Here is a 15,815-nt window from a genome sequence, read left to right as displayed (position 1 = left end):
GCCGACTGCCACGCGGCTGTGTGATGGGCATCGCGTAATAGCGCTTGTTGCCGAATACGTGCATCGGCTTGCCGGTAACGGGCAACGCTTTGCCAAATCGTCCTATGGATGTGCCGGATGTGGGCAATTTTCCGCCCTTGCAAACGGTGTACTGGCCTCACGAACCAAGACCCGTCCGCGCCCGGATGGATCGAACCGGAGGCTCCACATGAACCGCATCTACCGATTGGTCTGGAACCGCACACTCAATGCATTCGTCGTGGGTTCCGAACTGGCCAGCGTGCAAGGCAAGCGCTCGGGTCCGTCGAAGCTGTCGCCGGCAGGGTCATGGACCCTGGCTGGCCTGGGCAGCGCGATCGCGCTGGCCATGGCCGGGCCCGCTGCTGCAACCGACGCCAAGCTGGCTGACCTGCAGGACCTGGTGGCCAAGTACAGCAGCACCGACGCGCAGCAGATGGTGTCCGCCGCGTTGCCGGACGTGAATGCCCGGGTGTCCCTGGATGCCTCGGTGAAGCTGCCGGCGCTGGTGCAGGTGGATACGTCGGTCGCGTTGGCGATCAAGCCGCGGGCGTCGTCTCCAGCGCCTGTGGCACACGCACAAGCCAGCGTGCGCGCGGCGTTGCCGCAGCTGCGGCCACATGCACCGTCAGCGACGCCGGCAGCAGCGCTGTCGGTGGTGGCCGATGCCGCACTCGCGGTGAAGCCGTTGGCTGCGTCGGCCAATGCGACGGTGACTGCCACGGTCGGGCCGCTCACCCATGCGGGTTCGGGTCTGCAGGGCCTGACCAACGTGCTGTTGCCAGGCAAGGAGGAGGGTGGCAGCCCGCTGCATGGCACGCTGGCTTCCACGACCGGTGCGGTGAAAGAACTGACTGGTGAAGTACTTACCGGCAAGCCGCTGGCTGCCGTTGAAACGCTGACATCACACGCCAGCACGACGGTTGCCTCAGTCACCCAGCAGCTGGGTGGCGGTGTCGCCGGTGTAGGCAATGTACTGCTGCCGGGCAAGGAAGAGGGGAACAACCCGGTGCGCGACACGGTGACCGGCGCGGTGGGTGCAGTGGAGGCACTGACCGGTGATGTTGCCAAGGGCACGGGGCTGGACGGGCTGGTGAATGGGCTGGTAAACGGCGTTGCGCCGGTATTGGACGGCGTTGGCGATCTTCTGGGCGCAGCGGTTGGCGGTGTGACCGGTTCGAGCACCTTGGGTAATGGGCTTTCCAACACGGTGGGTGCACTGACCGGCGGGTTGAAGGACACCACCGGCGCGCTTGCCGATGGTGATGTCACCGGTACCGTGCAGAATCTGCTTGGCACGGTGGACGACACGGCCTCCACGTTGCTGGGAGCTACCGGCAATACGCTGGGCGGCATCACCGGTGCTGGCTCAGGGGTGACCGGCGTGACCGATACGCTCAGTGGCGTCGTCGGTGGGCTGACCGGTGGTTTGTCGAATGTGGTTGGGGGATTGACCGGCAATCCGGTCGTGCCGAACGCCGGCCCGGCGGCGGTCACGTCGGGTCCATCGGGCCTGATCGTCGGCAACGGCGGCCTGGTGGGCTCGGTGAATCAGCTGGTGGAATCCCCGCTGGATTCCATTCTGGGTGGCGATGGCTACATTCAGAGCGGCAGCCTGAAGGTCAACAGCGCCAACGTGCTGCAGACCTACTCTTCGGTTGAAGTGCTGGGGGTGCCGTTGGTGAATCTGAGCCCGGTGGGCGAGGTGCTCAATGGTTTGGGCGGTTTGGCCACAGGCGGCAACTCGCACCTGACCCTGATCGGTGGCGTCACCTCCGACAGCTACATCACCAACATCAACAACGGCGACCCGGGCGGCCTGCTGGGCCTGGTGCTGCCGGATGGCGCACCGGCCTGGGCATCGGACTGCCTGAATCTGGCGGGGTTGGCGCAGATCAAGTGCTGGGCGGTACCTGCCGCACAGGACTACCAGGTGCTGATCGGCGACGGTGCCTTTGCCAATGGCTCCAAGGAAGTGGTGATCGGAAGCAACGCCGAGCATCGCCTCGCCGCGCAGACCGCCGATCAGGTTTTCATTGACGCAGCTGGCGGAAAGACCGGCGTTCCCACTGCCGACTACGACGCACGGCAGGGCCATTCGGTGGTGGTGGGCGACAGCGCGAAGGGCACCGCCAATGCACAGACCCTGCTCGGTGCCGGTGCGACCTCGAACAAAGCCAACAGTGTCGCGCTGGGCTTCAAGTCCGACGCCGCACGTGGCGGGCAGGACAACTACACGGCATTCGGCCTGACCGCCGCGCAGACGTCCATCGGCGAAGTGGCGGTGGGTTCGGCGGGGCGCGAGCGGCAGATCACCCATGTCGCCGCCGGCAGCCAGGATACCGATGCGGTCAACCTCAAGCAGCTGCGCGGCGCGCTGGACCTGATCAACGATCTGGACCTGGCCGCGGTGGTTTACGACGAAGACGTCAATGGTGTCGTCAACTACGGCAAGGTGACGCTGGGCGGGGGGCAGGCCGGGAACGGCACGGTGTTGGCCAACCTGGCCGCAGGCGCGGTGGCTTCGGGCAGCATGGAGGCGGTCAACGGTGGGCAACTGTTCGGCATGGGCAGCGCGTTGGCGACTTACCTGGGAGGCGGCGCGACGTTCAACGGTGGCGTGCTCAATGCGCCCAACTACCAGATCAACAGCATCAACGCTCAGGGACAGGCTTCTCTGTTGAGCTTCGGCGATGTCGGCGGGGCCTTCAGCTCCATCAGCGATTCGCTGTTCAACCTGAGCAAGCTGCCGCGCAGCGGCCCGGGCGGCAGCGACCCGCTGGCGGTGCTGTACACCGCCGATGGCTCGGGCAATGCGACCAACGAAGTACGCCTGGCCGGTGATGGCACCGGAGCGGCGGTTTCCGTGCGCAACGTGGCCGCCGGCGGTGTCACCACCGGCAGCCTGGATGCAATCAACGGCGGTCAGCTGGCCGCCACCAATGATGCGGTCGCTTCGGCGATTGGCGGCACCATGCAGTTCAACAGTGGTACGGGGCAATGGTCCGCGGCGAGCTTCAATGTCACCTCGATCAACACTGCCGGTGCCAGCACCCAGCAGACCTTCGGCAATGTCACCGATGCGCTGGAAGCGATGGACGGCTCCATCGTCAACGTCAACAAGCGTATCGACAACATCCAGAACGGCGGTGCCGGCAACGCGTACTTCGCCGTGAACTCAACCAAGGCAGCGGCCTCGGCGACCGGCCAGGACAGCGTGGCCGCTGGCCCGCAAGCCACCGCCAGCGGTACCCAGGCCGTGGCCATCGGGGATGGTGCCAATGCATCGGCCGCCGGCAGCGTGGCGCTGGGCGCAGGCTCGGTCGCGAACCGTGCCAACACGGTGTCGGTGGGCGCCGTCGGCGCGGAACGCCAGGTCACCAATGTGGCTGACGGTGCCGAAGCCACGGATGCGGTGAATGTACGCCAGTTGCAGGCATCACAGCAGGGCACCGTGCGCTACGACCAGAACACCGATGGCAGCACCAACTACGGCAGCGTGACGATGGGTCGCCCCGGCACCAGCACCGTGATCCACAACGTGGGTACCGGCGTGGCACCGACCGATGCGGTCAATGTTGCTCAACTCAACAAGGGCCTGGGGGACGTCATGGACTGGTCGAAGAACTACACCGATCAACGCTTCAACGACATCAATCGCGACATGAAGCGCATCGACGACCGTGCCTCGGCCGGCGTCGCCTCGGCGATGGCGATGGCAGGTCTGCCGCAGCCGACCGAAGCGGGCAAGCGCATGGCGTCGATGGCGGCCAGCACCTTCCACGGCGAGTCGAGCATGGCGGTGGGCGTGTCCGGTGTCACCGACGGTGGCCGCTGGATCTACAAGCTCAGCGGTTCGGCCAACACGCGTGGCGATGGCGGTGTGACCGTCGGCGCCGGCTTCCAGTGGTAACGGCAGACAACGTGCCGGCACCCACGGGTGCCGGTACCCGACAGCTGCGCCTGCGCGCACGGGGGATGTGATGAACACGAAATGGTCTGTACTTGCACTGGTAGTGACGTTGGCGGCCTGCAGCAGCAAAGGGCAGGTGCGTGATGATGCGTTTCCCGACCCGGCACGGGCCTACCCGGCCGGTGGCACCTACGTGAATCTGGACAACCTGCGCCAGTACGCGCCGGGCATGAGCAAGCAGCAACTGCAGTCATTGCTGGGTACGCCGCATTTCAACGAAGGCCTGTGGGGCGTGCACGAATGGAATTACCTGTTCAATTTCCGTGGCAGCGTGGGTGCGGCGCCCATTCAATGCCAGTTCCAGGTGCGGTTCGGTGATGGGGGCATCAGCACCGGGCAATCGTGGAAACCGGAAAGCTGCGCGGCCCTACTGCAACCGGCTCCCGCACCGGCTCCCGCACCGGCACCTCCGGCGGCTGAAGCACCGCTGCGCATTTCCGCTGACGCATTGTTCGCTTTTGACAGCGCCACCCTTGCCGATGCTGGCAAGGCACGTTTGAGTGAGGTGGTGCGCAGCCTTGGGCCGCGCGTGAACGAGGTCAACCTGGTGGTCGTGGGCTACACCGACCGGATCGGCAGCGATGCCTACAATCTCGGCCTGTCGCAACGCCGCGCAGCAACCGTACGTGAGTACCTCGTGCAGCAGGGCATTCCCGCCGGTTCCATCCGTGCCGAAGGGCGGGGCAGTACCGAGCCGCTGGTCGAATGTGATGGCGCCAATGGAACTGCGCTGGTGACATGCCTGGCGCCGAATCGGCGCGTGGAGATTTCCGGCATCGGCGGTTGATGGAAAGCGCGGCAGGCAGCCCGACGGCACTCCCTCCCCAGTCCGCCGTCGGAACTGTCGCGCGTGAGACGCCTGCCAGGCAGTCGCGTCATGCGCAGGCACGGTGGAGTACATCGAACTTCCTTCGCCTGATCCGTGGTGAAAGGAAGGGAGCAGAGTGGCGCGGCAGCCGGCGTTCCGTATCTCCCCGCTGGCTGATGCTTTGCTCCTTTCCTTTCTCGACGGATTCGGTGAGGTTCAGGGTGTGTTGGCCCATTGCTGCTCGTGCGCTGCACTGCACTGGAGGTGGTTGCGGGTGTTTTCGCTGCGGGGCTTGATCGGTTGCAAAAGACGCAGGGCCGCGGCCGCGCGTCTTTCCCTTGCACCCCGTGCCCTCCGCGAATGTCGGCACCACATCACGTGATCGTGCAGCCGCATCCTGCAGCCCTCACAATGCATCCGTTAGCCGGTACGTCTGTGTCCCGGCCGCAATCGGGCAGGGTGTTGGCGTGTCGAAACTGAAAGTGTTGGCCTGGGCAGGGCCGGTTGCAGCGTTGGTCTGGGTTGTCGCCGTGATGGTGTTCGGCGCTCGTCTGGACGGCTACGACCAGTTGCGCCATCCGATTTCCCTGCTGGGCGCGCGAGGCGTACCGGGGGGCGAACTGTTCAGTGCGGTGGGTTTCATAGTACCGGGCCTGCTGGCGGCGCTGGCCATGTTCGACCTGGTGTTGCGCATGCCGGCCAGTGCGCCGCGTACGTTGCGGGTCGGCGGGCAGATGCTGCTGCTGGCGTGCGTTGCCTTCGCCGCGATGGGGCTGTTGCCGCTGGATGTGGACGATATCGAGAACCGTGCCAGTCAGTTCCATGCCAGTGCCTGGTTGCTGTGGTTGGTTGCGTTCTGTGCCGGCGCGATTGCCTTGAGGATGGGGGCCGGCAAGGGAAGTCCATGGCGGTCGCTGGCGACATTGGCCGTGGTCTGCGCGATCTGGAGTGCCTGCAGTGCCTTCCTGTTCCAGGCGGCCATGCCGGTGGCAATGGCCCAGCGGATGGCGTTCCTCGGTTGGCTGGTCTGGCTGCTGGGTGCGTGGCGGTTGCTGCCGAGACGCTGAAACTCACTTTGCCGGGACTGTCTGGAATCCATGGCGATCATGAAACTTCACGAATATCAATGACCTGGGGGTAATCGTCGCAGGCAGGTGCGGTCCGGATTGGAGTGCAATGATGCACTGCGGTACCCTTTGCTGCTTTGCCGTTGCCCAGCGTTGACATGTCCAGCGTCGAACCCAATATCTACGATCCCCAGCAGGTTGAATCCGCCGCCCAGAAATTCTGGGAGGCCACGCGCGCATTCGAGGTGACTGAAACCTCGGACAAGCCCAAGTACTACTGCCTGTCGATGCTTCCGTACCCGTCCGGTGCGCTGCACATGGGCCACGTGCGCAACTACACCATCGGCGACGTCATCAGCCGCTACAAGCGCATGACCGGCCACAACGTGCTGCAGCCGATGGGCTGGGACGCGTTCGGCCTGCCCGCCGAAAACGCTGCGATCAAGAACAAGACCGCGCCGGCCAAGTGGACCTACGCCAACATCGACCACATGCGTGGCCAGTTCAAGGCCATGGGCTATGCGATCGACTGGTCGCGCGAGTTCGCCACCTGCACGCCGGAGTACTACGTGCATGAACAGCGCATGTTCACCCGGCTGATGCGCAAGGGCCTGGCTTACCGCCGCAACTCGGTGGTGAACTGGGATCCGGTGGACAACACCGTGCTGGCCAACGAGCAGGTCATTGACGGCCGCGGCTGGCGCTCCGGCGCATTGGTTGAGAAGCGCGAGATCCCGCAGTGGTTCCTGCGCATCACCGATTACGCCCAGGAACTGCTGGACGGCCTGGACGAACTGCCGGGCTGGCCGGATTCGGTCAAGACCATGCAGCGCAACTGGATCGGCCGCTCCGAAGGCCTGGAAATCCAGTTCGACGTGCGTGACGTGGATGGTGCTGCGCTGGACCCGCTGCGCGTGTTCACCACCCGCCCGGACACGGTGATGGGCGTGAGCTTTGTCTCCATCGCTGGCGAGCACCCGCTGGCCCTGCACGCCGCCAAGAGCAATCCGGCGCTGGCCGCGCTGCTGGCCGAGCTGAAGCAGGGTGGCGTGTCCGAGGCTGAGCTGGAAACCCAGGAAAAGCGCGGCATGGACACCGGCCTGAAGGCCGTCCATCCGGTCAGTGGCGAGCAGGTGCCGATCTGGGTCGCCAACTTCGTGCTGATGGGCTACGGCACCGGCGCGGTGATGGCGGTTCCCGGCCACGACCAGCGCGACTTCGAGTTCGCCACCAAGTACAACCTGCCCAAGAAGCAGGTCATCGCGCTGAAGAACCCGAAGAACGACGACGAGCGCACTTACGACGCCAACCGTTGGCAGGACTGGTACACCGACAAGAGCCGCGAGACCGAGCTGGTCAATTCGGCCGAGTTCGACGGCCTGGATTTCCAGGGCGCCTTCGAGGCACTGGCCGAGCGCTTCGAGCGCAAGGGCCAGGGCCAGCGCCGCGTCAACTATCGCCTGCGCGACTGGGGCGTGAGCCGCCAGCGTTACTGGGGCTGCCCGATCCCGGTGATCTACTGCGACAAGTGCGGTGCGGTGCCGGTGCCGGAAGACCAGTTGCCGGTGATCCTGCCGGAGAACGTCGAGCTCAACGGCACCGGTTCGCCGATCAAGGCTGACCTGGAATGGCGCAAGACCACCTGCCCGGACTGCGGCGGCGCGGCCGAGCGGGAAACCGACACCTTCGACACCTTCATGGAGTCGAGCTGGTACTACGCGCGCTACACCTCGCCGGGTGCCCGCGACGCGGTGGACAAGCGCGGCAACTACTGGCTGCCAGTGGACCAGTACATCGGTGGCATCGAGCACGCCATCCTGCACCTGATGTACTTCCGTTTCTTCCACAAGCTGCTGCGTGACGCACGCATGGTGGAAAGCAACGAGCCGGCGCAGAACCTGCTGTGCCAGGGCATGGTCATCGCCGAAACCTTCTACCGCCAGAACAGCGACGGTTCCAAGGATTGGTTCAACCCGGCCGATGTGGACGCCGTGCGTGACGAGCGTGGCCGCATCGTCGGCGCGACGCTGCGCAGCGACGGTCAGCCGGTGGTGATCGGCGGCACCGAGAAGATGTCCAAGTCCAAGAACAACGGTGTGGACCCGCAGGCGATGGTTGCCAAGTACGGTGCCGACACCGTGCGTCTGTTCTCGATGTTCGCCGCCCCGCCGGAACAGTCGCTGGAATGGAACGAAGCCGGTGTCGACGGCATGGCGCGTTTCCTGCGTCGCCTGTGGACGATGGTGCAGAAGCACGCCGACGGCGGGGCTGCGCCGGCACTGGATGTGGAAGCACTGACCGCCGAGCAGAAGGCCGTGCGTCGCAAGACCCACGAAACCATCGGCAAGGTCAGCGACGACTATGGTCGCCGCCACGCCTTCAACACCGCCATCGCCGCGGTGATGGAGCTGCTCAACGCACTGGCCAAGTTCGACGATGCCAGCGAGCAGGGCCGTGCGGTGCGCCAGGAAGCGTTGCAAGCCACGGTGCTGCTGCTGAACCCGATCACTCCGCACGCCTGTCACGCCATGTGGCAGCTGCTGGGCAATGGCGAGACGCTGCTGGAAGACCAGCCGTTCCCGCAGGCCGACGCTGCTGCATTGGTGAAGGACGCCCTGACCCTGGCCGTGCAGGTCAACGGCAAGCTGCGTGGCACGATCGACGTGGCCGCCGATGCTTCGCGCGAGCTGATTGAAGCCGCTGCCAAGGACGAGCCGAACACGGCCAAGTTCCTGGACGGTTTGACCATCCGCAAGGTCATCATCGTTCCGGGCAAGATCGTCAATATCGTCGCGGCGTAAAACAGCCAGACGAGCCCCCGCCCTTGACCGGCGGGGGCGTGTCGTTCTCCTGCGGACGACGGGGGAGGCCTCCGGTCTCCCGCAAGCGGCTTGCGAGTCACTGGCTCGTGCATGACTGAACGCCACGTGTGCTGTGCGTGGCTGGTACACGGTGCGAGGTGCCCGCAACTTATGCGGAGGGGCTCCTGCTTCTGCTCCGGCAACCCCTTCAGGCACGTTGCCAGGAACAGCTGCCATGCGGTCCCTACGGCTACCGGCAAGGCACGGTTTCATCCCCGCTCACCTCCAATGCGCGATGATCCGGGGCTGTTTTCTATTGCCGCTCCCGGCTGGCTCCTACAGACTGTGTCCATGACCCGATATCTGATCGCCCTGATCCTTGTTGCCACGACCCTGACCGGCTGCGGTTTCCATCTGCGCAACCGGCTGACGCTCCCGGCAGACATGCCGTCCGTCAAGGTGGAGTCCCAGACCCGCTACAGCGAGCTGGTCAAGTTGATCAATCGCGGCCTGCGTGCCTCCGGCGTCACCGTTGTCGGTGAGGATGGAACGCCGGGACGTGGCAAGGACGATCCGGGCCTGGCCCGTCTGCAGATCCGCTCCGAGCGCTGGGGCGACCTGCCCATCGCCATCGATTCCCAGGGCCGTGCCCAGGAATACAGCCTGCGCTATGCCGTGGTGTTCTCCTTCCTCAAGCCCGATGGCAGCGTGCTGGTGCCGGAGCAGGCGGTCGAACTGTCGCGCGACTACGTGTCGCCGCCGGAAGATGCCACCGGCACCACCACCGAGCGCGAAATCCTGGCCGATGAACTGCGCCGGGAAATGTCCGCTTCCATCCTGCGCCGCATCGACAGTGTGATCCGCGCCGATATGGAAAAGCAGAAGAATGCGCTGCCTGTCGTCGAAGGTGCCAAAGGCGAGGGTGATGCCGGCTGAGGCATCGCCGGTGTCCCTGATGTCACAACGGCAGGAGTAGGCAATGGAGCTGCGTCCAGAACAATTGGTGACCCAGGCCGCTTCCTCGGCCCTGGCGCCTGTCTATTTGATTGCCGGCCCCGAGTTGCTGCGGGTCATCGAAGCCGCCGATGCGGTGCGCGCCAAGGCGCGTGCCGAGGGTATTGGTGAGCGCGAGGTGTTCGATGCCGATGGCCGCGACTTCGACTGGAGCCAGCTGTCGTCCAGTTTCAATGCGCCCAGTCTGTTCAGTGCGCGCCGCCTGGTGGAAGTGCGGCTGCCCAGCGGCAAGCCGGGTAAGGAAGGCGCGGAAGTCATCAGCGATTTCTGCGCGCGGCCGCCGCCGGATGTGGTGTTGCTGATCACCGCTGGCGAGTGGAGCAAAGCACATCAGGGCAAATGGGCCGAAGCGGTTTCGAAGGCAGGCGTGCTGTCGGTGGCCTGGGCCATCAAGCCGCACGAACTGGGTGACTGGATCGAGCGGCGGCTGCGGGCCAAAGGGCTGCGCGCCGATCCGGCCGCCGTCCAGCGGCTGAGCGAGCGGGTGGAAGGCAACCTGTTGGCCGCCGCGCAGGAGATCGACAAGCTGGCGTTGTTGGCCGATGGCCAGCCGCTGGACGTGGCGAAGATGGAGTCGCTGGTCGCCGATGCGGCCCGCTACGACGTGTTCCGCCTCAACGAGGCTGCCTTCTCCGGCCAGCCGCAGGCGGTGTTGCGCATGCTCGCCGGCTTGCGTGGCGAAGGCGAGGCCGTGGCGGCGTTGATGCCGATGGTGATCCGCGAGCTGCTGCTCACCGCGGGCCTGGCACGGGTGCAGGCCGCCGGGGGCAACCTTGCTGGCGAGATGAAGGCCAAGGGCATCTGGGAATCGCGCCAGGCCCCCTTCAAGCGCGCGTTGCAACGGCATCCGGATCCGCGCCGTTGGGAGCGTTTCGTGGCCGAAGCCTCGCAAGTGGATCGCATGGCCAAGGGGCGCGCCGACGGTGACCCCTGGTTGGCGCTGGAGCGTCTGCTGGTCGCTCTGGCTGAAGCGCGCGCGGTGCGGTTGCTGGCGCGCGGGGTGCGCTGACGTGCCGCATTCGGTACCCGCGGCGCCCGTCGAATCGCCGCCGGCCGGGATGTTGATGTTCTACGGCGGCACCTTCGATCCGGTTCACAATGGTCACCTGGCCATCGCCCGCTGTGCGGCACAGGAGCTTCAGGTGCCGGTGCGGTTGATGCCGGCTGCCGACCCCCCGCATCGCGCGGTGCCCGGTGCCGATGCCCGGCAACGCGCGCACATGCTGGCGCTGGCGGCGGCCGATGAGCCGGACTTCAGCGTGGACCTGCGCGAGCTGCGGCGCGCCGAGCTGCGGCCCGGGGTGCCCTCGTGGACCATGGATACCCTGCGCGACATCCGGGCTGAGTTCGGGATGTCACGCCCGGTGGCGTTGTTGATGGGCGCGGACAGCCTGCTGGGACTGACCACATGGCATGAATGGGAGCACCTGCTCGAGCTGGCCCATATCGTGGTGGCCGAGCGGCCGGGGAGTGCCCTGGATGGCACCTTGCCGCCGGTGCTGGCGGCCCATCTGCGCGATGCCTGGGCACCTTCGATCAGCGTGCTTTCCCGCGCTGCCGGGCGGGTCTGGCGACTGCGGCAGCCACTGCAGACGGAATCGGCCACGGCCGTACGGAACATGATCGCCAGTGGCGGTCAGTGGCAGTCATTGGTGCCAGCGAAGGTGGCTGACTACATTCAGGCTCAGGGCCTGTACGGGTGCCATGCAGTGTCGTGAATGCCTGTTTCGGCTGGGTTCTCTATAATCGACCCCTTATTCATCGAGTTCTGCTGCTTTGACCATCGAAGCCCAAGTCATCAAGACCCAATTGCCCAGCCCGCCGCCGTCCGTTCCGGCCCTGCTGGCATCCGTTCATGCCGCGCTGGAAGAACTCAAGGCCAGGGACGCGGTCGAGATCGACGTGCGTGGCAAATCCAGCGTCGCCGACTACATGGTTGTCGTCTCCGGCACCTCCACCCGTCACGTCAAGTCGATCGGTGACGAGGTCGTGCGCTTTGCCAAGAACCTCGGCGTCATGCCGCTGGGCGTGGAAGGCGAGCGCGAGGCCGAGTGGGTGCTGGTGGACCTGGGCGATGTGATCGTCCACGTGATGCTGCCGCGCGTGCGCGAGCTCTATGCGCTGGAGCGCCTGTGGACGGTGGGTGACCAGCCGCCGTCGGCGTACGAGGATGATGAGCAGGACGATCGCTGATCGTTCTGTGCTTCATGCTTCGCGACGGCGCCGCAGGGCGCCGTCTTCGTTTCAACGCCATGCCGAGGTCGCGCCATGAAAGCTCGATTGATTGCCACCGGTGAGCGCGCGCCGTCCTGGGTGGCGCAGGGGTTTGCCGAGTACCAGAAGCGCTTGTCACATTGGCTGCCGCTTGAGTTGGTGGAGATCGAGCCAGGCCTGCGCGGCAAGGGCCGTGACCCGAAACGCGCCATCGAAGACGAAGGTAAGCGTGTGCTGGCGGCATTGCCGAAAAATGCTTATGTCGTGGCGCTGGATGTGCCTGGCCGCCAGCTCAGCTCCGAGCAGTTGGCGCAGCGGTTGGAGCACTGGCGTTCGCAGGGTCGCGACCTGGCGTTTCTGATTGGCGGCCCGGAAGGGCATGCCGCGGAAGTGTCTGCAATGGCGGATGAAAAATGGTCGATTGGCCCGCTGACCTTGCCGCATATGTTGGTTCGGCTGGTTGTCGCCGAGCAGTTGTATCGCGCGGCGGCAATGTTGGCCAATCACCCCTACCATCGCGCGTAACATGCGTATAGAATGCGCGTCCCCGCCCGAATAGCTCAGCCGGTTAGAGCACTTGACTGTTAATCAGGGGGTCGTTGGTTCGAGTCCAACTTCGGGCGCCAAATATTGAAAAAGCCGCGAGAAATCGCGGCTTTTTCTTTGCCTGATCATCGGGCGAAGCGGAGATGGCGTTGCAATCAACACATTCGTGTTGCGGATATCGTCCCGCAATCATCGGCCCACCGGGAATAGGGTGTGGCGTTCGTCCACGGCGCGGGTCGACGAAACGTGCGTGCGTACACAGGCGCAGCTCCTGACGAAGGCGCACGGCGTTCTTGAATCCTGTGATTCTTGGCGCGGGGATTTCATCCCGGGGCGCGAATGCCTGCGCCGCTTTTATGGTGACGGACCGGTTTCTGCGAACGCAGCCTCTGCCGCGCGCGCGTGGTGCGAGTAACGTCAGTGCGTCACCGGGCAGGAATATCTGGCAACAAAAAAGCCTGCGATTGCTCGCAGGCTTTTTTGTTTAATCTGGCGCCCGAAGTTGGACTCGAACCAACGACCCCCTGATTAACAGTCAAGTGCTCTAACCGGCTGAGCTATTCGGGCGGGGAGGCGTATTCTAATCGTCCTGAGCGGACCGTGCAACCATTCATCTGCTGCTGTTTGCTCATTCAGTGCAGGCCCGTGGCGTCTTGGGGCGCTGGCTGCGTGCCCGACCGGCGTTGTTGACGATGACCTGCGCGAGCATTGCGCCGTCCTTGCTGCAGATGGAAATGGTCAGGTTTGATCCAGTGCTGTGCCCATCCGGCTGGTAGCGGATGCTGGACCTGCCGCGTGTGCTGACGAGCCTGAGTTTTGACGTGGTGGGATGGGTGTCGCTGCGGACGATATCTGCGGGATCCCTGAGTGTGCGCTTGCCGTGTCGGTCAACAAACACCAGCCAGCCGATGCTCCAGTCATTCCGGCCGCTGCAATGATGGCCATCGAGCGAAGGGCATAGCACCGCCGGTTTCCGCTGGGTAATGGCGGCCATCCTTGCCAGCTGCAGGTGGTGGATCAGGGCATGCTCGGCGGCAAGGGCGTGGTGCCGCTCCAGCAGGGCCGCCAGGGATGGCGCGGCGAGGGCTGCCAGCAATGCGAGTACCGCCAGGCCGGCCAGCAGTTCGATCAGGGTGAACCCTTTTGGCGAGAGGACGTGCAGCTGCCGTGGGAAGTGGGGAGGGCGGGACATGTGCGACCTTGCCGGGTGGGACTTGGCTAGGGTTGCCGGTTGGCATTGGCTCGCCAGTCGGTTGCCGGCGGGGCTGAACGTGGGGCTGATCCGTGGCAGGTCGTCATCCCCCTGCTGGCTATACTGGGCAGTCCACGCAGGCAAGTGCTCCCCATGTCCGATCGCTTTCAGCTCGTATCGCCGTATTCCCCGGCCGGTGACCAGCCCGCTGCCATCGAGAAACTGGTGGCGAATTTCGAGGCCGGTATCGCCAAGCAGACACTGCTGGGCGTCACCGGCTCGGGCAAGACCTACACCATCGCCAATGTCGTGCAGCAGGTGCAGCGCCCCACGTTGGTGATGGCGCCGAACAAGACGCTGGCCGCGCAGTTGTATGGCGAGTTCAAGGCGTTCTTCCCGCACAACGCGGTGGAGTACTTCGTCAGCTACTACGACTACTACCAGCCCGAGGCCTATGTGCCGTCATCGGACACCTTCATCGAGAAGGACAGTTCGATCAATGAGCACATCGAACAGATGCGGCTGGCCGCGACCAAGACCCTGCTGTCGCGGCCAGATGCGATCGTGGTGGCCACGGTGTCGGCGATCTATGGCCTCGGCGCACCGGAGGATTACCTGTCGTTGCGGTTGATCCTTTCAACTGGTGAGCGCATCGACCAGCGCGACCTGATCAAGCATCTCACCCAGTTGCAGTACACGCGCAACGAGTATGAGCTGCAGCGCGGTACGTTCCGTGTGCGTGGTGAGGTTATTGATGTATTTCCCGCCGAGCTGGACAGCGAGGCGGTGCGCATCGAGTTGTTCGATGGCGAGATCGAGCAGCTGAGCATGTTCGATCCGCTTACCGGCGAAAGCCTGCGCAAGATGCAGCGCTACACCATCTACCCGAAGACGCATTACGCCACCACGCGCGAGCGGGTGCTGGCTGCGGTCGAAACCATCAAGGTGGAGTTGAAGGAGCGGTTGGAGCAGCTGTACGCGCAGAACAAACTGGTGGAAGCGCAGCGCCTGGCGCAGCGCACCCAGTTCGATCTGGAGATGATGGCCGAGGTGGGGTACTGCAACGGCATCGAGAACTACTCGCGGCATCTCACCGGCAAGGCGCCGGGTGAGCCGCCACCAACGCTGTTTGATTACCTGCCGGCGGATGCGCTGCTGGTGATCGACGAATCGCACGTCACCATTCCGCAGATCGGTGCGATGTACAAAGGCGACCGTTCGCGCAAGGAGACGCTGGTGGAGTTCGGTTTCCGCATGCCGTCGGCGCTGGACAATCGTCCACTGCGTTTCGAGGAATGGGAGGCGCGCTCGCCGCGCAGCATTTATGTGTCCGCTACGCCGGGCCCGTATGAACTGCGCGAGTCGGGCGATGACATCACCGAGCTGGTGGTGCGCCCGACCGGCCTGATCGACCCACAGATCGAGATCCGTCCGGTCGGCACGCAGGTTGACGACCTGATGTCCGAATGCAATGCGCGCATCAAGATGGGCGACCGCGTGCTGGTCACGACCTTGACCAAGCGCATGGCCGAGAACCTCACCGAGTACCTGAGTGAGCACGGCATCCGCGTGCGTTACTTGCACTCGGACATCGACACGGTGGAGCGTGTGGAGATCATCCGCGACCTGCGCCTGGGCAAATTCGATGTGCTGGTCGGCATCAACCTGCTGCGCGAAGGCCTGGATATGCCCGAGGTTTCACTGGTCGCCATCCTCGATGCGGACAAGGAAGGCTTCCTGCGTTCAAGCGGCTCGCTGATCCAGACCATCGGCCGCGCCGCGCGCAACCTGCGTGGCAAGGCGATTCTGTATGCGGACAAGATGACCCGCTCGATGCAGGTGGCCATCGACGAGACGGACCGGCGTCGGCAGAAGCAGGTGGAATACAACGAAGCCCACGGCATCGTGCCCAAGTCGGTGGCACGGCCGATTGTCGATATCCTCGAAGGCGCGCATGAGGAGGGTTCGGCCAAGTCGGCAGTCAAGGGCAGGGGGCGCCGCGTGGCCGAGCCGGAAGCGGACTATCTGCCGATGGATCCGGCCCGGCTGGTGGCCCGGATCAAGGAGCTGGAGCAGAAGATGTACCAACATGCACGTGACCTGGAGTTCGAGGACGCAGCCCGCGTACGCGACCAGATTCACCGCTTGAAGGAGGCGAATCTGGGTTGAGGAAGGCAATGTG

At 64.7% G+C, this 15,815-nt stretch carries 11 protein-coding genes and 2 tRNA genes; 11 read left to right on the top strand and 2 right to left on the bottom strand.

The genetic code is table 11. The annotated features are described in order from the left end of the window. Positions 1-208 precede the first annotated feature (208 nt). The 10 genes from ABB26_RS05275 to ABB26_RS05230 all read left to right on the top strand — a co-directional run bounded on the left by ABB26_RS05275 (position 209) and on the right by ABB26_RS05230 (position 12,521). The gene (locus ABB26_RS05275; RefSeq protein ID WP_057632624.1) at positions 209-3,931 is read left to right on the top strand and encodes an ESPR-type extended signal peptide-containing protein; all 3,723 of its coding nucleotides are present in this window, start codon (positions 209-211) and stop codon (positions 3,929-3,931) included. 70 nt (positions 3,932-4,001) lie between these two features. Continuing rightward, entirely contained in the window at positions 4,002-4,778 is a 777-nt protein-coding gene (locus ABB26_RS05270; protein ID WP_057632623.1) for an OmpA family protein, read from the top strand. 488 nt (positions 4,779-5,266) lie between these two features. Then, positions 5,267-5,866, top strand: coding sequence for a DUF998 domain-containing protein (locus ABB26_RS05265; protein WP_057632622.1), 600 nt, complete (start codon positions 5,267-5,269; stop codon positions 5,864-5,866). Positions 5,867-6,024: 158 nt separating this feature from the next. After that, on the top strand, positions 6,025-8,667 hold the full coding sequence (leuS, locus tag ABB26_RS05260; RefSeq protein ID WP_057632621.1) for a leucine--tRNA ligase: 2,643 nt from the start codon (positions 6,025-6,027) through the stop codon (positions 8,665-8,667). 351 nt (positions 8,668-9,018) lie between these two features. After that, positions 9,019-9,603: an LPS-assembly lipoprotein LptE gene (locus ABB26_RS05255; protein ID WP_057632620.1), complete on the top strand. Its 585-nt coding sequence runs from the start codon at positions 9,019-9,021 to the stop codon at positions 9,601-9,603. Positions 9,604-9,646: 43 nt separating this feature from the next. Next, positions 9,647-10,690: a DNA polymerase III subunit delta gene (holA, locus tag ABB26_RS05250; protein ID WP_057632619.1), complete on the top strand. Its 1,044-nt coding sequence runs from the start codon at positions 9,647-9,649 to the stop codon at positions 10,688-10,690. A 49-nt stretch (positions 10,691-10,739) separates the two neighbouring features. Next, positions 10,740-11,399: a nicotinate-nucleotide adenylyltransferase gene (gene nadD / locus ABB26_RS05245; protein ID WP_057632618.1), complete on the top strand. Its 660-nt coding sequence runs from the start codon at positions 10,740-10,742 to the stop codon at positions 11,397-11,399. A 58-nt stretch (positions 11,400-11,457) separates the two neighbouring features. Further along, on the top strand, positions 11,458-11,874 hold the full coding sequence (gene rsfS / locus ABB26_RS05240) for a ribosome silencing factor (RefSeq protein WP_057632617.1): 417 nt from the start codon (positions 11,458-11,460) through the stop codon (positions 11,872-11,874). A gap of 75 nt (positions 11,875-11,949) precedes the next feature. Then, complete coding sequence (rlmH, locus tag ABB26_RS05235) at positions 11,950-12,420, top strand: 23S rRNA (pseudouridine(1915)-N(3))-methyltransferase RlmH (RefSeq protein WP_057632616.1); 471 nt, start codon at positions 11,950-11,952, stop codon at positions 12,418-12,420. 24 nt (positions 12,421-12,444) lie between these two features. Beyond that, a tRNA-Asn gene (locus ABB26_RS05230) sits at positions 12,445-12,521 on the top strand. 410 nt (positions 12,522-12,931) lie between these two features. Here ABB26_RS05230 and ABB26_RS05225 read toward each other — a convergent pair. Beyond that, a tRNA-Asn gene (locus tag ABB26_RS05225) sits at positions 12,932-13,008 on the bottom strand. Between the two features lie 61 nt (positions 13,009-13,069). Then, the gene (locus tag ABB26_RS05220) at positions 13,070-13,633 is read right to left on the bottom strand and encodes a GspH/FimT family protein (protein ID WP_057632615.1); all 564 of its coding nucleotides are present in this window, start codon (positions 13,631-13,633) and stop codon (positions 13,070-13,072) included. A 153-nt stretch (positions 13,634-13,786) separates the two neighbouring features. Here ABB26_RS05220 and uvrB point away from each other — a divergent pair, with 153 nt between their 5' ends. Next, positions 13,787-15,802 (top strand): excinuclease ABC subunit UvrB, encoded by a 2,016-nt coding sequence (gene uvrB, locus ABB26_RS05215; protein ID WP_057632614.1) that lies wholly within the window; start codon positions 13,787-13,789, stop codon positions 15,800-15,802. Positions 15,803-15,815: the final 13 nt, after the last annotated feature.

Source organism: Stenotrophomonas humi (assembly GCF_001431415.1).
Classification (GTDB): Bacteria; Pseudomonadota; Gammaproteobacteria; order Xanthomonadales; family Xanthomonadaceae; genus Stenotrophomonas; species Stenotrophomonas humi.
The sequence above is the reverse complement of the archived record's forward strand: the minus strand, read 5'-3'. Positions and strand labels throughout refer to the sequence as shown.

Bases quoted from the DNA above. Each gene is read 5' to 3' on its own strand.
- ABB26_RS05275 (WP_057632624.1), top strand. From the start codon at position 209: ATGAACCGCATCTACCGATTGGTCTGGAACCGCACACTCAATGCATTC.
- ABB26_RS05270 (WP_057632623.1), top strand. From the start codon at position 4,002: ATGAACACGAAATGGTCTGTACTTGCACTGGTAGTGACGTTGGCGGCC.
- holA (WP_057632619.1), top strand. From the start codon at position 9,647: ATGGAGCTGCGTCCAGAACAATTGGTGACCCAGGCCGCTTCCTCGGCC.
- rlmH (WP_057632616.1), top strand. From the start codon at position 11,950: ATGAAAGCTCGATTGATTGCCACCGGTGAGCGCGCGCCGTCCTGGGTG.
- uvrB (WP_057632614.1), top strand. From the start codon at position 13,787: ATGTCCGATCGCTTTCAGCTCGTATCGCCGTATTCCCCGGCCGGTGAC.
- leuS (WP_057632621.1), top strand. From the start codon at position 6,025: ATGTCCAGCGTCGAACCCAATATCTACGATCCCCAGCAGGTTGAATCC.
- nadD (WP_057632618.1), top strand. From the start codon at position 10,740: ATGTTGATGTTCTACGGCGGCACCTTCGATCCGGTTCACAATGGTCAC.
- ABB26_RS05220 (WP_057632615.1), bottom strand. From the start codon at position 13,633: ATGTCCCGCCCTCCCCACTTCCCACGGCAGCTGCACGTCCTCTCGCCA.
- ABB26_RS05255 (WP_057632620.1), top strand. From the start codon at position 9,019: ATGACCCGATATCTGATCGCCCTGATCCTTGTTGCCACGACCCTGACC.